Annotated in this window: 18 protein-coding genes; 8 read left to right on the forward strand and 10 right to left on the reverse strand. The window is 31.7% G+C overall.

Going from position 1 to position 21,574, the window contains the following annotated elements; translation table 11 throughout:
- Positions 1–20: 20 nt before the first annotated feature.
- Positions 21–935 (reverse strand): dihydrodipicolinate synthase family protein, encoded by a 915-nt coding sequence (locus tag BUE10_RS01320; RefSeq protein ID WP_073481435.1) that lies wholly within the window; start codon positions 933–935, stop codon positions 21–23.
- A 137-nt stretch (positions 936–1,072) separates the two neighbouring features.
- Between BUE10_RS01320 and BUE10_RS01325 the strand changes: the two genes are divergently transcribed.
- Entirely contained in the window at positions 1,073–1,915 is an 843-nt protein-coding gene (locus tag BUE10_RS01325; RefSeq protein ID WP_073481437.1) for an AraC family transcriptional regulator, read from the forward strand.
- 255 nt (positions 1,916–2,170) lie between these two features.
- Here BUE10_RS01325 and BUE10_RS01330 read toward each other — a convergent pair whose 3' ends face one another.
- The 4 genes from BUE10_RS01330 to BUE10_RS24175 all read right to left on the reverse strand — a co-directional run bounded on the left by BUE10_RS01330 (position 2,171) and on the right by BUE10_RS24175 (position 9,175).
- Positions 2,171–3,655 carry a M61 family metallopeptidase gene (locus tag BUE10_RS01330; protein WP_159439047.1) on the reverse strand — a complete coding sequence of 495 codons (1,485 nt, stop codon included), beginning with the start codon at positions 3,653–3,655 and terminating at the stop codon, positions 2,171–2,173.
- A gap of 206 nt (positions 3,656–3,861) precedes the next feature.
- On the reverse strand, positions 3,862–5,469 hold the full coding sequence (locus tag BUE10_RS01335) for a RagB/SusD family nutrient uptake outer membrane protein (RefSeq protein ID WP_073481443.1): 1,608 nt from the start codon (positions 5,467–5,469) through the stop codon (positions 3,862–3,864).
- Positions 5,470–5,480: 11 nt separating this feature from the next.
- The gene (locus BUE10_RS01340; protein WP_073481446.1) at positions 5,481–8,468 is read right to left on the reverse strand and encodes a SusC/RagA family TonB-linked outer membrane protein; all 2,988 of its coding nucleotides are present in this window, start codon (positions 8,466–8,468) and stop codon (positions 5,481–5,483) included.
- Between the two features lie 458 nt (positions 8,469–8,926).
- Positions 8,927–9,175 carry a transglutaminase-like domain-containing protein gene (locus BUE10_RS24175; protein WP_073481448.1) on the reverse strand — a complete coding sequence of 83 codons (249 nt, stop codon included), beginning with the start codon at positions 9,173–9,175 and terminating at the stop codon, positions 8,927–8,929.
- Positions 9,176–9,907: 732 nt separating this feature from the next.
- Between BUE10_RS24175 and BUE10_RS24180 the strand changes: the two genes are divergently transcribed.
- The gene (locus BUE10_RS24180) at positions 9,908–10,204 is read left to right on the forward strand and encodes an EamA family transporter (RefSeq protein ID WP_234984710.1); all 297 of its coding nucleotides are present in this window, start codon (positions 9,908–9,910) and stop codon (positions 10,202–10,204) included.
- Between the two features lie 206 nt (positions 10,205–10,410).
- Here BUE10_RS24180 and BUE10_RS01360 read toward each other — a convergent pair whose 3' ends face one another.
- From BUE10_RS01360 to BUE10_RS01380, 5 genes are all read right to left on the reverse strand, one after another.
- On the reverse strand, positions 10,411–11,781 hold the full coding sequence (locus BUE10_RS01360) for a T9SS type A sorting domain-containing protein (protein WP_073481453.1): 1,371 nt from the start codon (positions 11,779–11,781) through the stop codon (positions 10,411–10,413).
- Positions 11,782–11,965: 184 nt separating this feature from the next.
- The gene (locus tag BUE10_RS01365) at positions 11,966–12,727 is read right to left on the reverse strand and encodes a LytR/AlgR family response regulator transcription factor (protein ID WP_073481454.1); all 762 of its coding nucleotides are present in this window, start codon (positions 12,725–12,727) and stop codon (positions 11,966–11,968) included.
- A 9-nt stretch (positions 12,728–12,736) separates the two neighbouring features.
- On the reverse strand, positions 12,737–13,783 hold the full coding sequence (locus tag BUE10_RS01370) for a sensor histidine kinase (protein WP_083597910.1): 1,047 nt from the start codon (positions 13,781–13,783) through the stop codon (positions 12,737–12,739).
- Positions 13,784–13,829: 46 nt separating this feature from the next.
- Positions 13,830–14,042, reverse strand: coding sequence for a hypothetical protein (locus tag BUE10_RS01375; RefSeq protein ID WP_073481459.1), 213 nt, complete (start codon positions 14,040–14,042; stop codon positions 13,830–13,832).
- A 15-nt stretch (positions 14,043–14,057) separates the two neighbouring features.
- Positions 14,058–14,690, reverse strand: coding sequence for an outer membrane beta-barrel protein (locus tag BUE10_RS01380; protein ID WP_073481461.1), 633 nt, complete (start codon positions 14,688–14,690; stop codon positions 14,058–14,060).
- A 496-nt stretch (positions 14,691–15,186) separates the two neighbouring features.
- Here BUE10_RS01380 and BUE10_RS01385 point away from each other — a divergent pair, with 496 nt between their 5' ends.
- The 6 genes from BUE10_RS01385 (at position 15,187) to BUE10_RS01410 (ending at position 21,073) form a co-directional block, all read left to right on the forward strand.
- Positions 15,187–16,056, forward strand: a complete 870-nt coding sequence (locus BUE10_RS01385) for a DMT family transporter (protein ID WP_073481464.1) — start codon at positions 15,187–15,189, stop codon at positions 16,054–16,056.
- A gap of 1,016 nt (positions 16,057–17,072) precedes the next feature.
- Complete coding sequence (locus BUE10_RS01390) at positions 17,073–17,579, forward strand: hypothetical protein (RefSeq protein WP_073481467.1); 507 nt, start codon at positions 17,073–17,075, stop codon at positions 17,577–17,579.
- Complete coding sequence (locus BUE10_RS01395) at positions 17,566–18,543, forward strand: WD40 repeat domain-containing protein (protein ID WP_073481469.1); 978 nt, start codon at positions 17,566–17,568, stop codon at positions 18,541–18,543. The genes BUE10_RS01390 and BUE10_RS01395 overlap by 14 nt, the downstream gene beginning before the upstream one ends.
- Before the next feature lie 514 nt (positions 18,544–19,057).
- A complete protein-coding gene (locus tag BUE10_RS01400) occupies positions 19,058–19,639 on the forward strand; it encodes a Crp/Fnr family transcriptional regulator (protein ID WP_073481471.1) in 582 nt (193 codons plus the stop codon).
- 88 nt (positions 19,640–19,727) lie between these two features.
- Positions 19,728–20,618 carry an MBL fold metallo-hydrolase gene (locus tag BUE10_RS01405; RefSeq protein WP_073481474.1) on the forward strand — a complete coding sequence of 297 codons (891 nt, stop codon included), beginning with the start codon at positions 19,728–19,730 and terminating at the stop codon, positions 20,616–20,618.
- Between the two features lie 65 nt (positions 20,619–20,683).
- Positions 20,684–21,073: a nuclear transport factor 2 family protein gene (locus BUE10_RS01410; RefSeq protein WP_073482980.1), complete on the forward strand. Its 390-nt coding sequence runs from the start codon at positions 20,684–20,686 to the stop codon at positions 21,071–21,073.
- Positions 21,074–21,574: the final 501 nt, after the last annotated feature.

Raw genomic sequence — 21,574 nt, forward strand, 5'->3', positions numbered from 1 at the left:
CGCTTTCTTTTAAACTTTAATTAAATACTTTTATAGGCTGGCAATACTGGTCTGTTTTTCATTGCAAAATCAATGATTGACAAAACGCGTTCTCTTTCTTTTCCCTGCAACGGAAGTCTTGGTGCTCTTACGTTTTCTGTTCCAAGTCCTGTTGCTACTTCGGCTAGTTTTATATTTTGAACCAATTGCGGAGAAATATCCAATTCTAATAATGGCATAAACCATCTGTAAATTGCTAATGCTTGATCTACTTTTCCAGCTTTTACCAATTTATAAATTGCTACAGTTTCGGCAGGATATGCTACTACCAGACCTGCAACCCAACCATCGGCGCCAGCCACTAAACTTTCCAGTGCCAAAGTATCTACGCCACAAAGTACTTTTAATCTATCGCCAAAACGGTTTCTGATTCTTGTTACATTGCTTATGTCTCTGGTTGATTCTTTTACTGCCTGAATGTTGTTCAGTTTTAAAAGTTCTTCAAACATATCAAGTGTTACCTCGATTTTATAATCTACAGGGTTATTGTAAATCATAATTGGTAAAGAAGTACTTTGGGCAATTTCCTTGAAATAAACAACCGTTTCGTAATCTGTAGCTTTGTATCGCATTGGCGGCAAAAGCATTAAACCATTTACACCTAACTCTTCAGCACGCTTTGCCAGAGTAATTGCTTCGCTGGTTGTTTGCTCGGCAATATTTACAATAACCGGAATTTTACCTTCGACTATTCTTAAAGTGTTGTTTATTAAAATCTCTTTTTCTTCTTTAGTCAATGTACTTGCTTCTCCAAGAGTTCCTCCCAGAATGATTCCATTAACTCCAGCATCAATTTGTGCTTTAATATTCTTCTCGAACATTACAAGATCCAGTTGACCTTCTGCTGTAAACTTTGTCGTTACAGCTGGCATTACGCCATCCCATTTAATTTTCATATTCTTAATTTTTATCAAAAATAAAGCTTAAATAAAAGAGCTCCTGTGTCATTATTAGCCTTTATCAATACTATATTACCATATCTATTGTATAATCTGTTTTTTTTGTTAATATTTACATATCTAAAAACATTACGTTGAAAATCCTACCTTTTAAAATACCTAAAACCGAAAGAGAAGCTCTAATTTATCAGGAAGATATTGAGCGTGTTTTCTACGATCAACTGCATCAGCATGAAGAAATTCAGATAAGCTATATTGCAAAAGGTTCGGGAACTTTAATTGTGGGAGATTCTATAAATGATTATAAAGAAGACGATATCGTAGTAATTGGTGAGAATGTTCCTCATGTTTTTAGAAGTAATGTTGAGGCTAGTCCGGAATCTGTAATGTTGACTTTGTTCTTTACTAAAACTTCTTTTGGTAAAGATTTTTTTAGTCTGAATGATATGAGTTCGGTAGATGATTTTTTTAAAGAGTCTGAGTATGGTATGAAAATACTTTCGAATCATAAGAAAATTACACATCATTTTAATAAACTAAAAAAGCAGAACAAAATTCAGCGTATTGCTTCTTTCCTGAAAATTATTAATATTATCATTTCTTCAGAGAAAACACCTCTTTCTTCTTTTGTTTACAAAAAGAAATATACTGATGATGAAGGTCGCCGAATGAGTGCCGTTTTTGAATATGCGATCGAATTCTACGATCAAAATATTACTCTTGATGAAGTTGCGGAAAAGGCTAATATGAGTAAAAATGCTTTTTGCCGTTATTTTAAAAAACGTACTAATAAAACTTTTTTTCAGTTTTTGATTGAAATTAGAATTGAAAATGCCTGTAAATTACTTCACAATAAAAAAGATCTTTCAATTTCCTCTGTATCTGAGCTTTGCGGTTTTCAGGATATTGCCAATTTCAATAGAAAATTTAAGGAACTAAAAGGAATTTCGCCTTCGCATTATCGTGCGCAGTTTTAGGTTTTGTCGCTGATTTTTATTTCACGCAGATTTTGGGGATTTAAGCAGATTTTTTTAATCGCGCAAAGACGCAAAGTCGCATAGTTTTTTTTGAATAGGCACCAGCTTTAGCTGGGGTTATTTATGATGCAATAAAAAAAGGCTTTAGCCAAAATGTAAATATTTGGCTAAAGCCTTTTGTGTTGACTTTATTTTCCTCCAGCTAAAGCAGGAGGCAATTAAAAAAACTTTGCGTCTTTGCGAGATTATTTTTTTTTACAATTTAAAAATAGATTTTCTGATTTCTAACTGTAATGCTGAAGCTTCCGGTAATTCTTTTATTTCGAAACTTTTTTCGATTAAATTATCATTTTTTGCATTAGAATTTATCGGACTTAAATCGATTTGAAATCCTGCATATTTTAAATATTTCTGATAATCAATTTCATTTACAGTATCTACATACGATTTTATTTCTGTTAATGACTTTCCTGCAATTTGTTCAGAGGCTTTCCAGAATTCGGCTTCGGTAAATCCTCTTGCGTTTTTTTCATAATATTCATTGTATAAAAAACGCATTACATCATCTAATGATTTTTGGTTTTGCGTATTATTTCTTATTTCTAAATCTAATAAAAATCCAATAATGGGGCCTTTGTTATAATAAGATATTGTAGTTTGTTTTGCATTGCTTTCGTTATTAAAAAAGTTAAGCCAAATATCAAAACTCGACATCGACAAGGACATGTGTTTGCTGCCTTCGATATTTTCGCAGCGTTTTATCGATTCTGTAATATATTTTAAGGCTTCTTTTCCGTCGAGTAAACCTGCCTTCATCATAATGATGTATTCGTAGTAAACGGTAAAACCTTCTGAAACCCATAACATGGTTGTATAATTTTCTTTATTATAATCGAAAGGCCCTAATTCAATTGGTCGTATGGCTTTTACATTATAAAGATGAAAATATTCGTGTGTTACAAAATTCAAAAAATCCGTGTATCCATCAGCAGATTTAAAATCGAAAGTTCCGTTTGTGAATATCGCTTGTGAATTTGAATGTTCGAGACCGCCGCCACCAGATTCCATCATAATATAACTGTAGTAATCGTAAGGAACCTTTTTCATGATTGCCGTTGTTGCGGTCATTATTTTTTTGAGATCTGTCGTAAACTTTTCTTCCTTTAATCCTTCTGGGGTTGCAATGCCTAATGAATATGATTTTCCTTCATGTTCGAAATTTATTATTTTTTGATTGCCTAAATAAATAGGACTGTCATAAAATGCATCTACATTTTTGGATGAAAAGGTAAGTTCATTTTCATGGATTGGTTTTAATCCGGTAGAAACTTTTTTCCAGTTTTTATATGGATTAATAGTTAGCGTTACGGGATTATTAAGTGCCTTTTCTACATGCATAAAAATGGTATTGGGCATTAAAAAAGCTTTGTCAGCATCAACATAAGATTCTGCTACGGATTTTTTGTTAGCAAAAACACTATATTTTACTTTAATTTTTGATGTTTTTCTGTTTTCTACAACCCAGCAATTTTTAGATTTTTTATGCCATTTTATTTTATTGCCATTAGTATCTTCTACATCAAAATCTACAATATATCTTGGTGTATCGAGAATTAAATAATAACCTGGTGTCCAGACCGGAAGTATTAAATTTGTTTTGTTTGAGGACAGATTTTCAAAATCCAAAATAACTTCAAGATAATGAGATTCGGGATTTTGAGAAGCGATCGAGAAATTCATCTTTAATTCTTTATTCTTCCTCTGGCTTATTGCTTTAAAGGGAAAAAATGATTGAAAAACGATCAGGAAAAAACAAGCTTTTATAATTTTTGATTTGTATCTCATATTTCTTTGATTTAAAAAAGAAAAGCCATTCCTAAACAAGGAACAGCTTTCAAACACTTATAATTACAAGAAACCAACTTGTAAAATCTTTATATTATTTTCTAGTATCCAGGATTTTGCTTCAAGTTGCTATTCTTAACCATTTCTGACTGTGGTATTGGAAAAACAGCTCTAAAATCACCACTCGGATCTGCTTTCTTGGAGAACCATGATTTTTTTGAATATACTCCAAATCGTATTAAATCTTGTCTTCTATGCGCTTCTCCAACAAATTCCCATGCTAATTCGTCAAGGAAACCACCATATTGAATATCTGCACCTCCTTCATAATCTGTAATCACTCCAGCCTGATAAGTTCCATATTTATAAACACTTCCTCCTAAAAGTTTTGCTCCGGATACTACGGCTTTGGCAGGATTAGTATTTTTGAAATTTCTTTGTCTGACTTCAGTAACAATGGCTGCGGCTGCACCAGCATCTCCTTTTCTTAATAAACACTCTGCTTTAATCATCATGGCATCTGCTAATCTATAAAAAGGAACATCATTACTTGCCTGCCCTACAACACCAGGACCAATTTCATATTTAACCATTCTAAAACCTTCATTAGGCTCACAACCATCAACGCTGGTCATGTAGTTAATATATTCAAATTGTGTCACTTTATCATCTAACATTATCGGATCTCCTTTACTGGTAAATTGCTTACCTCCTAACCAACAATCTTTTAACCTTTGATCATCTGGATCATAAGTATCTAAAAATTGTGGTATTCCGCCAGTTCCATTCCAAGGACCTCCCGCTAAATCAAAAGTTGCCTGACTTGCAGCAGCCAATGTTCTGTATGGCCAACTTGTTCCCGGAGCTTTAACCTGATCATAAGGGATCGATAATATTTGTTCTGTAGAAAATTCATTTTTTATTATGAAATTGTCTCGATAATTAGAGTTCAATTTAAACCCACCATTATTGATAACATCATTAACCTGAGCCAGAGCTTCATCCCATTTTGGTGTACCTAAATAAACACCGGCATTTAAATACAATTTTGCCAAAGTCATTTTTACAGCCCACTGATTAATTTTACCATAAGTCGAAGAATTATTCTTATCGCTTAAGTAAGGTAAAGCTGTTTTTAATTCTTTTTCTACAAAATCATATACTTCTTTGCCCGTATTTTGAACCGGTAAATATCCCGGAGGATTTATATATGAAGTTACAATAGGAACATTTCTAAAATTATCTAATAGTAAATAATAATAAATTGCTCTTAATGCTTTTAATTCCTGAATAACATTTTCTTTGTTATCAACACCTTCTATTTGCTCTATTTGATATATCGCTCTATTGACTTTATTTACTCCTGTAAACATATAATACCAGTTACCTTCTGCCATAGGAAGTGCAGTACCCCAAGTATGCTTATGCATTGTAATGTAATAATCTCCCCAGCCAATACCGTTTCTTTGAGGGGTTACCATTAGATCTGATGAATCTTCATACAAGTTAAAAATAGCATCCCAATCTGAATAAATTTGTCTAAACGAATTGTAAGCCGGTGCAATAATACTCGCTAAATCATCCGAAGTTAATTTAGTATCCTCGGCACTTACTTTGTCATAAACGGTCTCATCAAGATTTGTACATCCTGTTCCTAAAAGGAATAAGCCCGAAATAAGAATTTTATATACTATATTTTTATTTTTCATTTTGATTTAATTTAAAAAGTTACATTTAAACCTAGTGTGATACCTCTTGTACTTGGATATTTATCTCTGCCATCCATTCCTTGCGACAAAGGATCTTCTCTCTTTATCTCTGGATCCAATCCTTTGTATTTTGTAATTGTGGCTAGATTATTTCCAGATACATACAATCTCATTGCATTTAAAATTTTAAATGGTGTTACATCAAAATTATACGACAAGGTTACGTTATCTACTTTTACATAATCTCCTTGTTCAATGTAATAACTTACATAGGTTTGATTGTAGTTTAATACTGATTTATCATAGACTTTATCAAATGCTGTGTCTAACATATTGTAAGCAATTGTTGGATTTTCATAAAACATACGCTGTGTATTAAGTATTTGATAATCGAAAGCTCCTGTTAATACAACACTCAAATCAAATTTTTTGTACGTAAAAGTATTAGTCCATCCTGCATAATATTGCGGAATACCGTTTCCTAAATATTGCTTATTAGCATCGTTATACATTTCTGTAGTAAGCGTTTTTCTTGTACCATCTGGCAATTCAACAATCCATTTTCCATCAGTAGTAATATCTACAGATTTCAATCCCCAGAAATTACCTATTGATTGCCCTACTTCTAATCTATGTGTTTCAAATGAAATAGGATCTCCCGTGTTTCCGGTATTCAAAAAGTCTCCTTCAATTTTATATAAATCATTAGAAAGACTAGTCAGCTTATTTTTATTGTGCGAAAAAGTCATTGATGAGTTCCATGTGAAATTTTTTGTTTTTACAGGAATTGTATTAAGAAGAATTTCAAATCCTTTGTTTTCCATTTTTCCAACATTTGCCGTAATTTGAGGGAATAAATAAGGAGGAGTTGGCACAGCATAATCCCATAACATATCACTTGTTTTTTTGTTATAGACATCAAAACTTCCTGTAATTCTATTATCGAAAAATCCAAAATCAATACCAATATTTACCTCCGCAGTTTTCTCCCAACGTAAATCAGGATTTGGGTTACTTACCGGCTCTAAACCTTTAACCCATTTTCCGTTACTAAAGAAATATCCTTCATAATTGTACAATGTCATTGACATATAAGGATCATTTGGTATTACTCCAGTTTCTCCATAACCTGCTCTTAATTTTAAAGTATTTATAGCAGTAGCGTCTTTCAGAAAAGACTCTTTATTTATACTCCATCCTGCAGAAACCGCTGGGAAATTACCCCATTTGTGATTCTCTCCAAACTTAGAAGACCCTTCTCGTCTGATACTAAATAACAAATCGTATTTGCTATTAAAATTGTAGTTAAGCCTGCCAAAGAATCCAATTAATTTACTATCATTTTTATAACTATCCATAGATGCGGTACCATCTGACAAACCATTTCCTGCATCTAAATTATTATAAGAAAATGCATCTGTTGGAAAATCAGAATTACGGGCAGAAAATCCCTCATTAACAGTATATTGATAGCTATAACCTCCTAATACTGTAAAGTCGTGGTTACCTAAAGTTTTATGGTATTTAGATGTTATCTCAACATAATCATTATCTGTAGCTCCTGTATCTCTTGAGGCAACCCCATTTCTTTTATTTATTGAATTTGAATAATGTTGTTTCGTTTCAACATATCCATTTAAAGCTGTGTTCTTGTTTTTTGAAAGCTGTGTACTTACATCCCATCCCGGTAATAAATCCAAAGTCAAATTAGCGGTAAATCTTTGCCATGTACTATTTCTATCCTGTGTTGTTTCATTCAAAATCGCTGCTGGATTGTAATACTGAAGCTTGTTTGGATCTTCATTATAAGTACCATTTGGATTATAAACAGGAGCGGTAGGATTTCTTATCATTGCCTGTCTGTAAGCATATGCAGCAATATCTTCATCAATACCCATATCACGTGTCCCGTTTAGTAAGCTTAAATTAATCTTTAACTTATCCTTGAACATGGTATGATTGACATCAAATGAAAATCGGTATTCTTTATTAGAAGTATTATTAAAAACTCCTGTTTGATTCACATAATTAAGGTTTACTATATAATTTGTTTTAGCAGTTCCACCTTTAAGAGCTAAATTGTGATTTTGAGAAAATCCAGTTCTTGAGATCTCATCCAACCAATCTGTACTTGCACCCCCATCAGTAAAAGGCAAGGTAACACCTTGAGAACGTAAATTTCTTTGTTGATTGGCATCTAAAAATTTAGCCTTATTAGCAAAATTAGATGTTGTAGCAAATGTTGAGTACGTAATTGTTGGCTCTATTGCGCTATTTACTGTCTTTGTTGTAATAAGAATAACTCCATTTGCCCCTCTGGTTCCGTAAATTGCAGCTGCCGACGCATCTTTCAAAACATCTATTGACGCAATTTCATTTGGAGCAACCGTATCAATACTTCCTGGTACACCATTAATTAAGACTAAAGGATCAGTATTCCCTTTTAAACTTGAGAATCCACGTAATGTAATATTTGGCGATGAACCCGGATCTCCTGAACCGTTACTAATGGTTAGACCGGCAACTTTACCTTTAATAAGATCAGAAGCATCATTGATTGCTCCTCTTGTAAAATCTTTTTCTTTTACACTGGCTATAGCACTTGTAATTCTTGATTTTTTCTGAGTTCCGTATCCTACAACAACTACTTCATTTAATTCTTCTTTACTTTCCACAAGAACAATATTTACTGTATTCTTATTTAAGGCAGAAGTTTCCTGAGTTATAAAACCTAAATAACTAAAAACCAATTTTGAGTCTTTATCTTTAAGCGTAATCTGAAAATTCCCATCGAAATCACTTACAACGCCATTAGAGGTGTTTTTTTCTAAAACTGATACTCCTGGTATAGGAACCTTATTTGCATCTGTAATTTTTCCGCTAATTTTCTGTTGTGAAAATGAACTAAAAACAAAAAACAAAAACAAAATCGTAAAGAACAACTTTTCTCTGTGAGAAGATGTTGCAGTACTTTTTAAAACATATGTGACTGGTTTCATAATTTAACAATTTGGTTAGTGTATTTTTAACACTTGTAAAATTATGTTAAACTAGAGTTAACAAAAATGTTTATATTACCATATGCTAATACTATATTATCCCTTTTTTACACTATATATCATTTATTTATGAAATTACATACAATTTACTAACAAATTATAATTAATATTTACACATTAATAATTTTAAACATAAATACATAACATATCTAAAGAACTGTTAATCACATTTAGAAAATCCAATTAATATTTCTTGGATTATTATTAAACTTGCGAATGCGAAGTCAGGAAACCTTCACAGCGTCTTTGTACCAATAGAAAAATAAACCGCAAAGTGTTTGTCTTGCCAATCCTTTAAAAGTTCCTTTTATTGGACTGCAATCGATAAAATTTCTACATACTGAAAGTCGAACATGATTGTCCATTGTCCAGATATTATTGGTAGGATCTAAACCAATTCAGCCTTGTTTTGGAGTATAAATTTCGCTCCAGGCGCGGGTTGCGCCTTCACCTCGAAGACCTCTTTCGATCGGGCAAATATAACCGCTTACATAACACGACGGAATTCCCGTAGTACGCAAAAGCTGCAGTAAGATATGTGCGAAATCCTGACAAACTCCTTTCTTTAAAGCAAGTATTTCATCTACAGTAGTTTCTATATTGGTAATAAAGTTGAATTTATTATGGAAATTGAACGTATTGAGCATTTTGTTTTGACAGTTGCTGATATTGAAAAGACTATTTTACTTTATACCAACATAATAGGCATAAATGTGTGATTTTTGGAAATAATCGTAAGACATTAACTTTTGGAAATCAAAAAATTAACTTACATCAAAAAGGAAAAGAGTTGAGTCAAAAGCGGATCAGCCTACTTGTCGTTCGGCCGATTTGTGCTTTATTACAAATACAGATTTAAAAACTATTCTTTCTCAATTGTTATTAAAAGACATAATAATTGAGGAAGGAATTATAGAAAGAAATGGAGCCACAGGTAAAATAGTGTTCTATATTTTAGAGATCCTGATCAAAATTTAATCGAGGTCAGTAATTATATTTACCTTTGATGGGTAAATTTAAAATCAATATTATCTGCCTTTTTTTGTCGAGTCTATTCAATTCTAATATTATCAAGTATTATACTTGTGTATTTTTTTTGCTGCTTTTGGTGTCAATAATAAAAAAGATATGGGCAGAAAAAGTTATCTTCTTCCGCCAAGATTTTAATGTTTTTTAGAAATTTAAAAGTACTGCTCGGATATTCCATTCAGCCATCGCATTAGGTATTATTTCATCGTCTTTTGCAACAATTCATAATGAAAGACTTGTGAAAATTTACGATAGTAAAATTATCAATTATTATCAAATGATTAGGTGGTACAATTGGTTTAGGGGTTTTACTTCCTGTTTATCTTTATTTTTTTCCTGTAGAAAACCTTATTCCTAATTTGAAAGATACTTTTTATCTAATTTTATTGTCATTTTTCTATACTATTGATTTGTATGTTTCTTTTGTTGAAATATTGAAAAAGATTCCTGCTTTTACTGTTAATCTTAGTTTCAATCTTGAACCGATTTATGCAATTATATTAGCTTATGTTTTTAATGAAAGCAAAGAAGTAAATGCTTCATTTTATATCAGATTATTTTTTTATATAATGCTTTCGGTTGTTTTGCAATCGATAATTTCTTTAAGAAAAAACAAATTATTTTGTAATTTTGCTCTGTTGTTATAATACCATATACATTGTAGGTATCAGCTACTTTGGATTACATACATACCTATAACGAAGTGCATTTGCGCTATAGCGCAAATGTTAATTCAATACTAAATAAAAAAACAGTTCTAGTAATAATGCTTTTCCTTGAATTGTAATTTGTTTTTTCCAAGCCATCAAAAATCAAGCTTATCTATTTATTCTTAAAAAAAAGTTTAAAATAACTATTTCTTTATAAACTTTAAAGTATTGGCAGTTTCACCTGTTGCAATAGTGCATAAATACGCCCCCTTTGCCAATTGAGCTACATTAACTACTATATTATTATCAGATAAGGAGTTGCTTTTATATGTTAAAACCTTTGCTCCTGTCATGGAATAAATATCTATTACGGCATCTTCCAAAATAGCATTAGAGAATTCAATATGCAAAGCATCGTCAACAAATGTTGGGTACAGTTTGATACTATTTAAAGCATAATCTTTTACTGCTAAGTTTTGGCTGCAAGTACTTGAAATTATCCCCGTTGCAGAAACTTGAAGTGTAGCTCCTGCACCGCAATTTTCATTTGTAATATAAGCAGCGATGTCAGCAGCAGGTAAAACGGTATAGGTATAGATTGGTTTTGCAGGCGCAGTTCCTGCATCGAGTCCTGTAACTGCAGCAGGTGTTGTTCCTTTGGTACAGCCATCAAATTTTACTCCAATTGTTCCTCCATCTGTGGAATAAGGAGTATAAATGGAGGTTACCTGCTCAAAGTTTGAGTTTTCAACATAGCAGGTCGTATTTTTGTTTCCTCCTCCTAAACCAATAGCTTTAGACGAAGCAGCAGTAGTTTTGTAATAACAATTCAGTATATGTAATTGTGCATTTCTGGCTCTGGGCATTCTTTCTTTACAGCCCTCAGCCCAATAGCAGTTTTTAAAAGTTACACTATAATTACCGTCCGTAGGAAAATCAGTAGCAGACGAACCAATTAAGTCTGTAAAACGGTGATCATTAGTTCCACCAGATCCACCAGAAATCGGAGTTTTCAAATAGGTAAATTTACACCAGGAAATACTGACATTGTCTGCTTTACCCTTATTATCAAAATTACCATCCATACCATCCTGAAACTCACAATGGTCTACCCAAATATTGGTAGCTTCATTGGTCAGGTTGTCTTTACCATCTACATCATAAGCACCAGGACCTTCGAAAATAAGATTTCTTATAATTACATTATTAGAACCCGGTTTTATATTAATAATTCCAGAATTAGCTGCAGATGTTGTGGAGTTACCCACTGTAATTTGAAGATTTCTAAGTTTTGCTCCGGGCAGACCCAAGATGGTTTTATTGCTAAGCAGTACACTGGTGTATGGACAATCTATAATACCAGAGACTAGAATTACGGCATTAGATGATGACGTGGAGTTAAGTGCAGTTTGTAATTTGGCATAAGTATCTACAAGTACAGTATTAGAAACTGTTGGAGTTCCTCCTCCTGTTGCAGCCTCTCCATATCCTTCTGGACTGGTCATATAATAATTTTGAGCAGAAACATGCTGAAAGCTCCATAAAAAGATACATAGAAGTACTGTTTTTTTCATAGTACAAAAGTTTGTTAGTTAAATAGATTTGGGGAAATCAGTACAATATTAAATAAAATAATTTTAAATAGAATTAAATAAACATTAAATAATAGTCAAAAAGACCATATGACAAAGTTAAAGTTTTACACGAACCATTTTATCTTGATTCTGCTGAAGAAAGAATCATTGGATAAAATTAAACTTATTTACTATTCAGCCAGTTTTTAAAAGAAATACCACGTTCCCTGCTCACTAATATAATTTCGTTAACTGGCGGATTAAGTTCTAGTTTAAGTTTATAATCGAAAGACTGCGAAAGTTTCTGGATCGCTTTTAAGCAAACAATATAGTTTCTGGTCACTTTAAAAAAATCTTCAGGGTTGAGTTCCTGTACTAATTCATCTAGTGTTTGCCTGATCACATATCTTTGGCCGGTATGCGTAGTGAGATGTACAATTTTATTTTCTGAAGTAAAATAAGCTACATCGGTACTAGGGATTGTAATAAACAAATCTTTGTAGCTTATTAAAAATCGTGACCTGTAAATGTCTTTTTGCAAACGCATTTTTTTTAAAATATCGATAACGCTGATATCAAGTTGGGGAGCCATGAATCTTTTAATTCTTTTTACACTGGAGTCTAATTTTTTTTGTTCTATAGGCTTTAAAAGATAGTCAATACCATTTACTTCAAAAGCTTGTAATGCATACTCATCGTAAGCAGTTGTAAAAATCACATACGATTTAATACTCACTTGGTTGAAAATTTCAAAACTCAGACCATCAGTAAGACGTATATCCATAAATATAATATCAGGACTGCTTTCTTTTTCAAGCCATTCAATACTGTCCCTAACAGTCTGCAATACTCCCAAAATTACAATTTCTTCTTCTGATTGTAAAAGCATCTTTTGTAATCGTATTGCATTGGCAGCTTCATCTTCAATAATTAAAACAGTTATCATAATTATTTTTTAATTGTTTAATAAGGGAACTTTAACTTCAAAGCTGTTTTCTAAATCATATACTTCAGGAAGAATAGAACCTAATAGTCTATAACTATGATCAATATGCGCCAGGCCAATTCCTTCGCTGGGTTCTTTGGTAAATTTAGGTAATTTGTTGTTTTGCACTATTATCCAATGCTCCTCATAATATATACGAATAAGAAGTGGCGCAGTTCTGGAGAATGAATTATGTTTTATGGCGTTTTCAATTAAAAGCTGAAGTGTCAAAGGAGCAATGAATTTATTCAGATGATCTAAGGTATCGGTATCAGCAATGTCAATGATTATAGAAGATCCATATCTAATTTGATATAAAAACAAATACTCTTTTATAAAATCGAGTTCTGTTTTTAAAACAATCAAATTTTTGTTCCTGTTGGACAAAACATAACGATAAACAGCTGAAAGATTGGTAACATACTGCACAGCAGTAATCTGGTTTTCCTCAATGAGAGAAGTAAGAGTGCTTAAATTATTAAAAAGAAAGTGTGGGTCTAATTGGAGTTTCAGGGCATTAAGCTCAGATTGTAATGCCTGTTTTTTGTTTTCAATAGCTTCAAGTTTACTCTCATTCCATTTTAGAAAAAGCTGTTCAGCAGTAAGGCCTGTAGTTATTAATATAGAAAATATAAGCCCAATGATAAGAGTCCGTCTTAAAAGAAGGTCATCATATCCATACTTTAGAGGCAGATCAATATTAAAAAACAGGACGACCAAAATGCTTACAATTATGATGTGAACCACCAACTGAAAGATAAACCTTGGCATACTGTTTTTTTTTGAAATCGTTTTGTTATGGAGAATTTGAGAAACCCAAAGACCGCTTTCAAATAATACTATTGTAAAGATTAAACAAAATAATCCTTCGGTAATAAAATCAATTATAGTATAAAACTTCCATCCTTGAAGATTACTCTCATCAGAATTTAGGAGTATTAAAATTAAATAAAGGAAAACAGCAAAAACTGGATATCCATATAAACGTAAATAGTTATAGCGTCTAATATACATCATATAAAATTAATAATAAAAGTTTAATGTCTTGATTTGATTATTAAATCTAAAATAATTCTTCGCAGTAAACTTCAATTTTATGCAGTTCTGCTATTAAAAATTCAGAGTAGCTTTTGTCGCTCTCAACTCTTAAAATTTTATCACAATCGTCTAAGTCAAAATTCCATTTAACCCCCAAAAGTATTCTATTAAGGACAGGTTTTACTTTTCTTAACTTAGATTTTGTATTAACATCGGTTTTGTATACTGAAATTATCATGTACTAAAAATAATTTTAAAAGCTGAAAAGATATGATTTCAAACCCAACTGCATACTCATACCGCTTAAATGCGTGTCAGATCCAGAAGGTGCCGTGGGAATTGTAGAGGCTTGCCCCTCAATGGAAACAATAAAATACCTATTGAATACATAATTTACACCTGCACTTCCAGAAAGATAAAGATAATTACCGCTTTTAGTAGTATAGCTAATAGTATTTTCATCTATCAGTGATGTTTTAGGAGAATCAATAAAAGATGTACCTGATCCAATCATTACAAAAGGCTGCCAGTGTTTGATTTTGTATTGATATCCAAGATTAATCCCTACTGTAGTGCTGTTTGCTTTAGAATCTATTACGGAATTAAAACCATTAGAAACTTGGATAGACTTATATGACACAGTGGTTTGTCCAAACTGTAATTTAGCAAAATAATGCTCTTTATAGTTTAGCTGAAGAAAAGTTACTCCATTAGAGCCAAGCTGATTCTTATCATTGGGAAAACCTTTACTTGATTCTTTAAAAGGAGAGAAAACACCAAAGGAACCACCAAAATCAACTGAAAATTTTTTAGAAGAATCTGGTTCAATTTGTGCTAAAAGAAGTGTTGTACAAAATAGTAAAATGCTTGTTAGTAATTTTGTCATTATTGGAAATTTTAAAATTAATGACGAAGATAGATCGAGATTCAACATAGGTGATTGCATAACTTACCCAGCTCGTGAATTTAGCTGCTGAGGTCAAAATTATGAGAACTCAAATTTTTCACAACACTTAAATATTTATTAAAATTAGGTATGTCAAAAACGTTTAGGAGATTTGCATTCAGGCAGGCTTTCAAAACTGAAATTTTTCAGTTGCAATACAAGTTTCAAATCAATATTATCTGCCTTTTTTTGTCGAGCCTGCACAGTTCTAATATTATCAAGCATTGCGCTTGTGCATTTTTTTATTATTTTCGCAGTTAATTATAGAAAAGATATGAACAGAAAAGGTTGTCTTCCTCCACCAAGATTTTAATATTTCTTAGAAATTTAAAAGTACTGCTCGGATATTTCATTCGCAGGTTTGATGTACTTAAAATTCTCAATTAAATTTTAATTTAAAAATCTTGTCCTTAGAGGATTGGTAGATAATTTTTTTATGAAAAAATCATATTTATTATTACACTTTGCTGTAATACTTGCCGGCTTTACCGGTGTTTTTGGAAAACTCATTTCCCTTAATGAAGGTTTATTAACTTGGTACAGAGTATCATTTTCTGCTGTCATTTTGTTCCTAATTCTAAAACTTTTCAGAATAGCTGACCGAACTACATCAAAAGAAAAGTTTGGAATTGCTAAAATAGGCCTACTAATTACAATACATTGGGTTTTCTTTTATGCGAGTATTAAATATTCCAATATTTCAATTGGTGTTATTTGTTACTGTTTGACAAGTTTTTTTACTGCGGTTTTCAAACCTTTTATTGATAAGTCACAGTTTAAATTCTCTGAATTATTGTTAAGTGCATTGACATTGTTAGGTATCAGTTTGATTTTTCATTTTGATACTTCTTATCAGTCAGCCATAATGTTAGGTGTAATTTCATCGGCTTTTGCAGCACTTTATACAATTTACAATGAAAGACTTGTAAAAATTTACGATAGTAAAATTATCAATTATTATCAAATGATGGGTGGAACAATTAGTTTAGGGATTTTACTTCCTGTTTATCTTTATTATTTTCCTGTAGAAAACCTTATTCCTAATTTGAAAGATACTTTCTATTTGATTTTATTGTCACTTTTCTGTACTGTTGGTTTGTATGTTTCTTTTTCCGAAATATTGAAAAAGATTCCTGCTTTTACTGTTAATCTTAGTTTCAATCTTGAACCGATTTATGCAATTATATTAGCATTTATGTTTTTTGATGAAAGCAAAGAAATAAATATTTCATTTTATATCGGATTATTTTTTGCAATGATTTCGGTTATTTTGCAATCGATAATTTCTTTAAGGAAAAGCAAATAAATAACAAAATAAATTTGTACAAAAGGCACAAGTATTAATTTCTTGTGCCTTATGATTTTAAAGTTATCTTATTGTTTTACTATGATGTCTTAATACCACATAAATTGTAAGTATCCGATAGTGCAGATTTATAATCCTTGCCTGCAAAAAGAAGATATAATAAAAAAGACATAGACATAAAAAAAAACTTAATTTCTTAAAGAGTTTCTAGGTGGGCTCTGGGCAACAGCAATCGAATATTTGCCACCTGTTTTGAAACTATAAAGGAAACTTTTTATCCGGTCATAATTTAAGCTCACTTTATCAAAATTGTAAAAAAAAACGGTCAAATTGACCATGCATTTTCAGGACAAGACATGGCAACAAAGCCACATTTAATCACGATATCGCCATGCAGCCCTTTTTTTGACGATTATAACATTTTGTAGAAACAATCGCATCTGGATGGCGTAATCAGAAGACTGAGATCCAAACAAAACAAGGATGAAAGGTGTGAAAAAGTAATGCAGGCATGGCATGTTCTAATCCTCCAAAAATGAACTTCGCTAAATTATTAATCTTAAATATGTAAAAAATGAGAATTACTCTAAGCGGTTTTATCAGGTAAACCGTATGTACAAAAAAAAGATACAGAATGGACATAATGTAATCGGAGTTGGAATTTTAGATGAAATCTTCACAAGGCTCTTGAAATAGAATTAAAATGAGAAAACAATGAGAAAAAAAACAGATAAGTAACCACTAGAATATAATTAATTTTATAGTTTTGAACTGTTTTTTAGACACCTTTTTAAATTCTTTTATATGGTTCCTTTCATCCACAATCAGATGCTCATTTGATCCAAAATATCCATATAAGAGACAAAAAAAAAACAATAGAAATTCGAGGAATTGAAAACGAGATTAGGTTTGATGTCATTTTTGAAAAAAAAGACGCAAAATGGAAACTTAAATCCAGAGATATTGCTCTAACTTTTTTATAATACGCCAAAATATAAATTTAAATAATAAACCAAATGAAGTCCAAAATTTTTTATGCACTAAGTATTTGCAACCTATTAGCCTTTAGTTTCTACCTTTTTTCTTTTTCCAGTAATGAAAATACAAAAGTTGTTGATTTTCAGGATAAAATAATAAAAGTCAGAGGTGTTGTTGTTGTTGATTCACTTGGAGTCGAGCGGGTTATTATAGGTTCGCACTTACCTGAGCCTAATTTAAGCACTTATGGCAGCAGGGCAAATTCTAGAAATAAGGTTGGCGTTTCAGGTGTCATGCTCTATGATGCAGAAGGACAGGAAAGAGGAGGTTATGTTACTGATGACTATTTAGGAAATGCTTTTCTGTCTTTAGACTCGAAAAACAACATGCAGTTGTTATTACTATCAGAGCCACAAGGAGCTGCAGCAATAATATTAAATAACCATGATAGAAAAAACACGATAACACTATCTACCAGTGACGAAAATGCAGATGTAAAATTGAAGCAGAATGATAAAAATATAAAATTATATGAAAAACAATAAAATCCTATCAGCTTTCATTTTACTTTTTTTAATACTGGGTTGTAAAAGCCAAAATATTTTTATCCCTAAACTGACTAATATCAACCCGGTATCCTATACAGATGTGGTTTATACTGGTATCAAAGACACAGTTCTTGTTTCTACTTTCAGTGGGCGAATTTCCAAAAGAATAAATGGCAATCCAAAAGAAATTGTAATTGTAAAAATTGCAGATGAAATTTATTCGCTGGCTTATCATCCTCAGCGAAAAGAAATTGCAGCTGCAACTTTAGAAAATAGTATTCTTTTAATCAATGAGAAAAATGGAAAAATCATAAAAAAACTGCCATTAAAAACAACTTGGTCTAGTGCTGTTTTCTTTTCGGATAATTTCAATTATCTGATCACTCAGGATCAGAAAAAAAACCAATATGTCTGGGATGCAGCCAAAAATTACCAGGAATTGATATTGCCATCTGATTTTCCAAAAGGAACTATTGTAAAAATAGACAAACAAAACATAGCAGCAATTGTAACTTCAAATAAAGTTACCTATTGGAATATGAATAACAATACGGTACAAAAAGAAATTTCAGTTGACCTAAAGAAATTTACGGACATGGATAGTGAAGGAAATTTTCTTTCTTTAAATTATAATGAATGTGCCAAATACAACAGTAATACTCATCAAACGGAATTTAAAGTAAAGCATCCCAATTGGATTACCCATGATATAGAAGATGAAAGTAAAGTATATGAAGATGATTACAGCATGAATCTTACCACAGCAAAATTTGCTAAAAATAAAATTTATACCGCTAGTATTGATCGTTCTATAAGAGTTTGGGATAAAAAAACCGGTGAACTTTTAAAATCACTTACAGATCATAAAGCAACCGTAAATAAATTAAAAGTTTCAAAAGATGAAAGCCAGCTTGTATCAATCGACCTAAAAGGTGGAATCCAGTTTTGGAATCTAGAGTAAAAACACTCAAGTTTTCGAACCAAACAAAAAGCCTCAGAATGCAGATTCATAGGCTTTTTGTTTTTTATAGTCACCAATCTCTACAAGATTAATGTAAAAAGTTCTACATGAAAATAGTTTACAACAACTGGGTTCAAATGTAAAACACTACCATGCATTTATGTGTTACTCTGCTACTGGAGTTGCCTTCGATTTTGTCACAAAAAGCTAAGGCGGTTCTGTCACATCTATCAGAATCAAATACGAATATTTAAGGAATTCAAAAGTTAAACTGCTAATTTACAAAATGATTTAAACATAGTCAGTGTAAATCTTAATTTGAAATAGACGGCCTGAAGGATTATGGATTTTAGACAACAATGACCTTTAGCATTCATTATTGGATGAGTTTAAATTTATAAAGATAAAAGTTATTCCCAAATGCGGCAGAACCAGACCAATAGCTTATTTAAATATTTATGTATCTTAGCAAGGCTAAAAAAATACTTCTCAAGCATTTTTTACATACTGTTATATGAAAGCACTTTTAAAACAAAATATTGCTAAACATATTTCTCTTTCAGAAAATGAAATAGAAGATTTTTACAATTTATTTGAGCAAACGTTAATCCCCAAAAAAAACTTCTTACTCAGAGAAGGCGAGATTTGCAAATTTGAAGGTTTTGTTACCAAAGGGCTTTTTCGGGTTTATCATATTGATAAAAATGGTTTTGAACAAATACTCTATTTTGCTATTGAAAATTGGTGGATTACTGATATTGATAGTTTTACTACTGAAACCCCTTCGCAACTTTTCATAGAAGCACTCGAAGACAGCGAAGTGCTTGTGATTTCTAAAAAAGATAAGGAGTTTGCTTATGCTAATTTACCTAAAATTGAAAAGCTGTTTCGGGTAATGACACAAAAAACGCACGTTGCTCTTCAACGAAGAATGATAGATAACCTTAGCAAAACAGCAGAATCCCGTTATATCGAATTTATAGAAAAATACCCACAGCTTATTCAACGACTTTCTAACATACAAATAGCTGCTTATTTGGGTATTACCAATGTTTTTTTGAGTAATATTCGAAAGAAAATTGCTGTCAAAAAATAAGATTTCCCTTTATTTATTAAACTAGTTTAATGTTTTAAGATTGCATTTCATTTCATCTTTGCAGTGTTAATTTAAACCAACACAAGAAATGAAACACACTATCTCGAGAGTATTTATAACAATTTTAATTTTATTGAATATGAAATCACAAGCACAAAGTTTCAAAACAATTCAAAGTAAAGATTTAAAACTTCAGGTTTACAACGCATCAGAAAACAACTTTGGTGTAGCATCGGTAATTGTATCGGGAAAAACAGACGCAGTTTTAATTGATGCGCAATTTACTTTAGCGGATGCCGAAAAAGCAGCACAGGAGATTAAATCAAGTGGTAAAAAATTAACTGTAATTTTTATTTCTCACGCAGACCCTGATTACTATTTTGGATTAGAAATATTTAAAAAATATTTTCCGGATGTAGTTGCTTATGCATCACCTGCTTCTGTAGAAGCAATTAAGGCTACGGCACAAAAGAAATTAGACGTTTGGGGCGAACGATTAGATAAAGCTATTACATCAAATGTTGTTTTGCCGCAGGTTTTAAAAGGAAACAGCATTGAATTTGAAGGTCAGAAATTAGAAATTGTTGGTTTGGAAGAATTTCCAAATAAAACTTTTGTATGGATTCCTTCTATTAAAGCAGTTGTAGGCGGAATTAATGTTTTTGGAACTACTTTTCATCTTTGGATGGCGGATGCTCAAACTACTGAAGCCCGTAAAAACTGGATTGCCGTTTTAGATAAAATCTCGGCTTTGAAACCTGAAATTGTAATTCCGGCTCATGCTAATTCCAATTCTCCATTTGATATTGCTGCTGTAAATCACACCAAAAGTTACATTCAATTCTACGAAGAAGCTTTGAAAACCAATAAAACATCAGAAGCTTTAATTACGGCTTTGAAAACAAAATATCCAACACTTACTTTTGAAACTGCCTTAATGATTGGTGCAAGAGTGAATACTGGAGAAATGAAATGGTAAAATCAATCATTTACAGCCTGGCGGCACTCTTTGTATTATCAGGCTGTTCTTTAAATAAAAAGACAATGACAAATCTTGAAATTGTAAAAAGTACTTACGAAGGAAAAACTTCGGAAGAAAATGGTCGAAATTTGGCTAAATATGTTGTCGAAGATATTTCGTGGACAGAAGCAAAAGGCTTTCCCTACGCAGGAACTTACATTGGCTTAGAAAATGTAACCAAAAATGTCTTTAGCCGATTAGGAAGCGAATGGATTGATTATAAATTTACTCCTGAAGATTATGTTGCCAGCGATGATAAAGTAGTAGCTTACGGAACTTACACGGGAACCTATAAAATTACAGGTAAATTATTCACCGCCAGAGTGGCTCACGTTTGGAAATTAAAAGACAGTAAGATTATCAGTTTTGAGCAGTTTGTAGATAGCCAGACTATAAATGATGCTGTGAAATAAAGTCCTTTTTTATACCTTGGGTTGTTTTAATGAAACATCAAACTAATGCACGAAAAATTAATAGGCTATATCTGCAAATATGCAAATTTACCTCTTATAAGTGAAAAGCAAGCCCTAATTGTTGAGGCAAATTAGAAAACTAGGACCGAAACAAACACTGTTTTTAGTTTTAAATACAGAAACCGATAGTGAATCTCAATACATTCTGTTGCTTGACTAGGATTCTTTACGGATCATTCTAAAAAAACGTTAAATCATTCGATTTAGCGTTTTTTTATGCCCGTTTTGATCTATTTAATCACTTTTATCTCATATAATTAAACGGTTTGGAAATCCTGCTGCGACGATTACTCAGCGTTCAAGTTATACTTAATTAAGTTATACGGCTATTAAATATTATAATCTTTATTTTAACAATAATTAAACAATAAATTATGGAAAATGACCGCGAAGATTGAAAAGCGAAAAATTCACCAAAAAATCACAGAAGATACTTAAAGA

Origin of the sequence: Flavobacterium sp. CF108, assembly GCF_900129795.1 — a bacterium.
Classification (GTDB): Bacteria; Bacteroidota; Bacteroidia; order Flavobacteriales; family Flavobacteriaceae; genus Flavobacterium.

Bases quoted from the DNA above. Each gene is read 5' to 3' on its own strand.
- BUE10_RS01330 (WP_159439047.1), bottom strand. From the start codon at position 3,655: ATGAATTTCTCGATCGCTTCTCAAAATCCCGAATCTCATTATCTTGAA.
- BUE10_RS01400 (WP_073481471.1), top strand. From the start codon at position 19,058: ATGAAAGCACTTTTAAAACAAAATATTGCTAAACATATTTCTCTTTCA.
- BUE10_RS01385 (WP_073481464.1), top strand. From the start codon at position 15,187: ATGAAAAAATCATATTTATTATTACACTTTGCTGTAATACTTGCCGGC.
- BUE10_RS01410 (WP_073482980.1), top strand. From the start codon at position 20,684: ATGACAAATCTTGAAATTGTAAAAAGTACTTACGAAGGAAAAACTTCG.
- BUE10_RS01360 (WP_073481453.1), bottom strand. From the start codon at position 11,781: ATGAAAAAAACAGTACTTCTATGTATCTTTTTATGGAGCTTTCAGCAT.
- BUE10_RS01380 (WP_073481461.1), bottom strand. From the start codon at position 14,690: ATGACAAAATTACTAACAAGCATTTTACTATTTTGTACAACACTTCTT.
- BUE10_RS01340 (WP_073481446.1), bottom strand. From the start codon at position 8,468: ATGAAACCAGTCACATATGTTTTAAAAAGTACTGCAACATCTTCTCAC.
- BUE10_RS01335 (WP_073481443.1), bottom strand. From the start codon at position 5,469: ATGAAAAATAAAAATATAGTATATAAAATTCTTATTTCGGGCTTATTC.
- BUE10_RS01390 (WP_073481467.1), top strand. From the start codon at position 17,073: ATGAAGTCCAAAATTTTTTATGCACTAAGTATTTGCAACCTATTAGCC.
- BUE10_RS01320 (WP_073481435.1), bottom strand. From the start codon at position 935: ATGAAAATTAAATGGGATGGCGTAATGCCAGCTGTAACGACAAAGTTT.
- BUE10_RS01395 (WP_073481469.1), top strand. From the start codon at position 17,566: ATGAAAAACAATAAAATCCTATCAGCTTTCATTTTACTTTTTTTAATA.
- BUE10_RS01375 (WP_073481459.1), bottom strand. From the start codon at position 14,042: ATGATAATTTCAGTATACAAAACCGATGTTAATACAAAATCTAAGTTA.
- BUE10_RS01405 (WP_073481474.1), top strand. From the start codon at position 19,728: ATGAAACACACTATCTCGAGAGTATTTATAACAATTTTAATTTTATTG.
- BUE10_RS01370 (WP_083597910.1), bottom strand. From the start codon at position 13,783: ATGATGTATATTAGACGCTATAACTATTTACGTTTATATGGATATCCA.
- BUE10_RS24175 (WP_073481448.1), bottom strand. From the start codon at position 9,175: ATGCTCAATACGTTCAATTTCCATAATAAATTCAACTTTATTACCAAT.
- BUE10_RS01365 (WP_073481454.1), bottom strand. From the start codon at position 12,727: ATGATAACTGTTTTAATTATTGAAGATGAAGCTGCCAATGCAATACGA.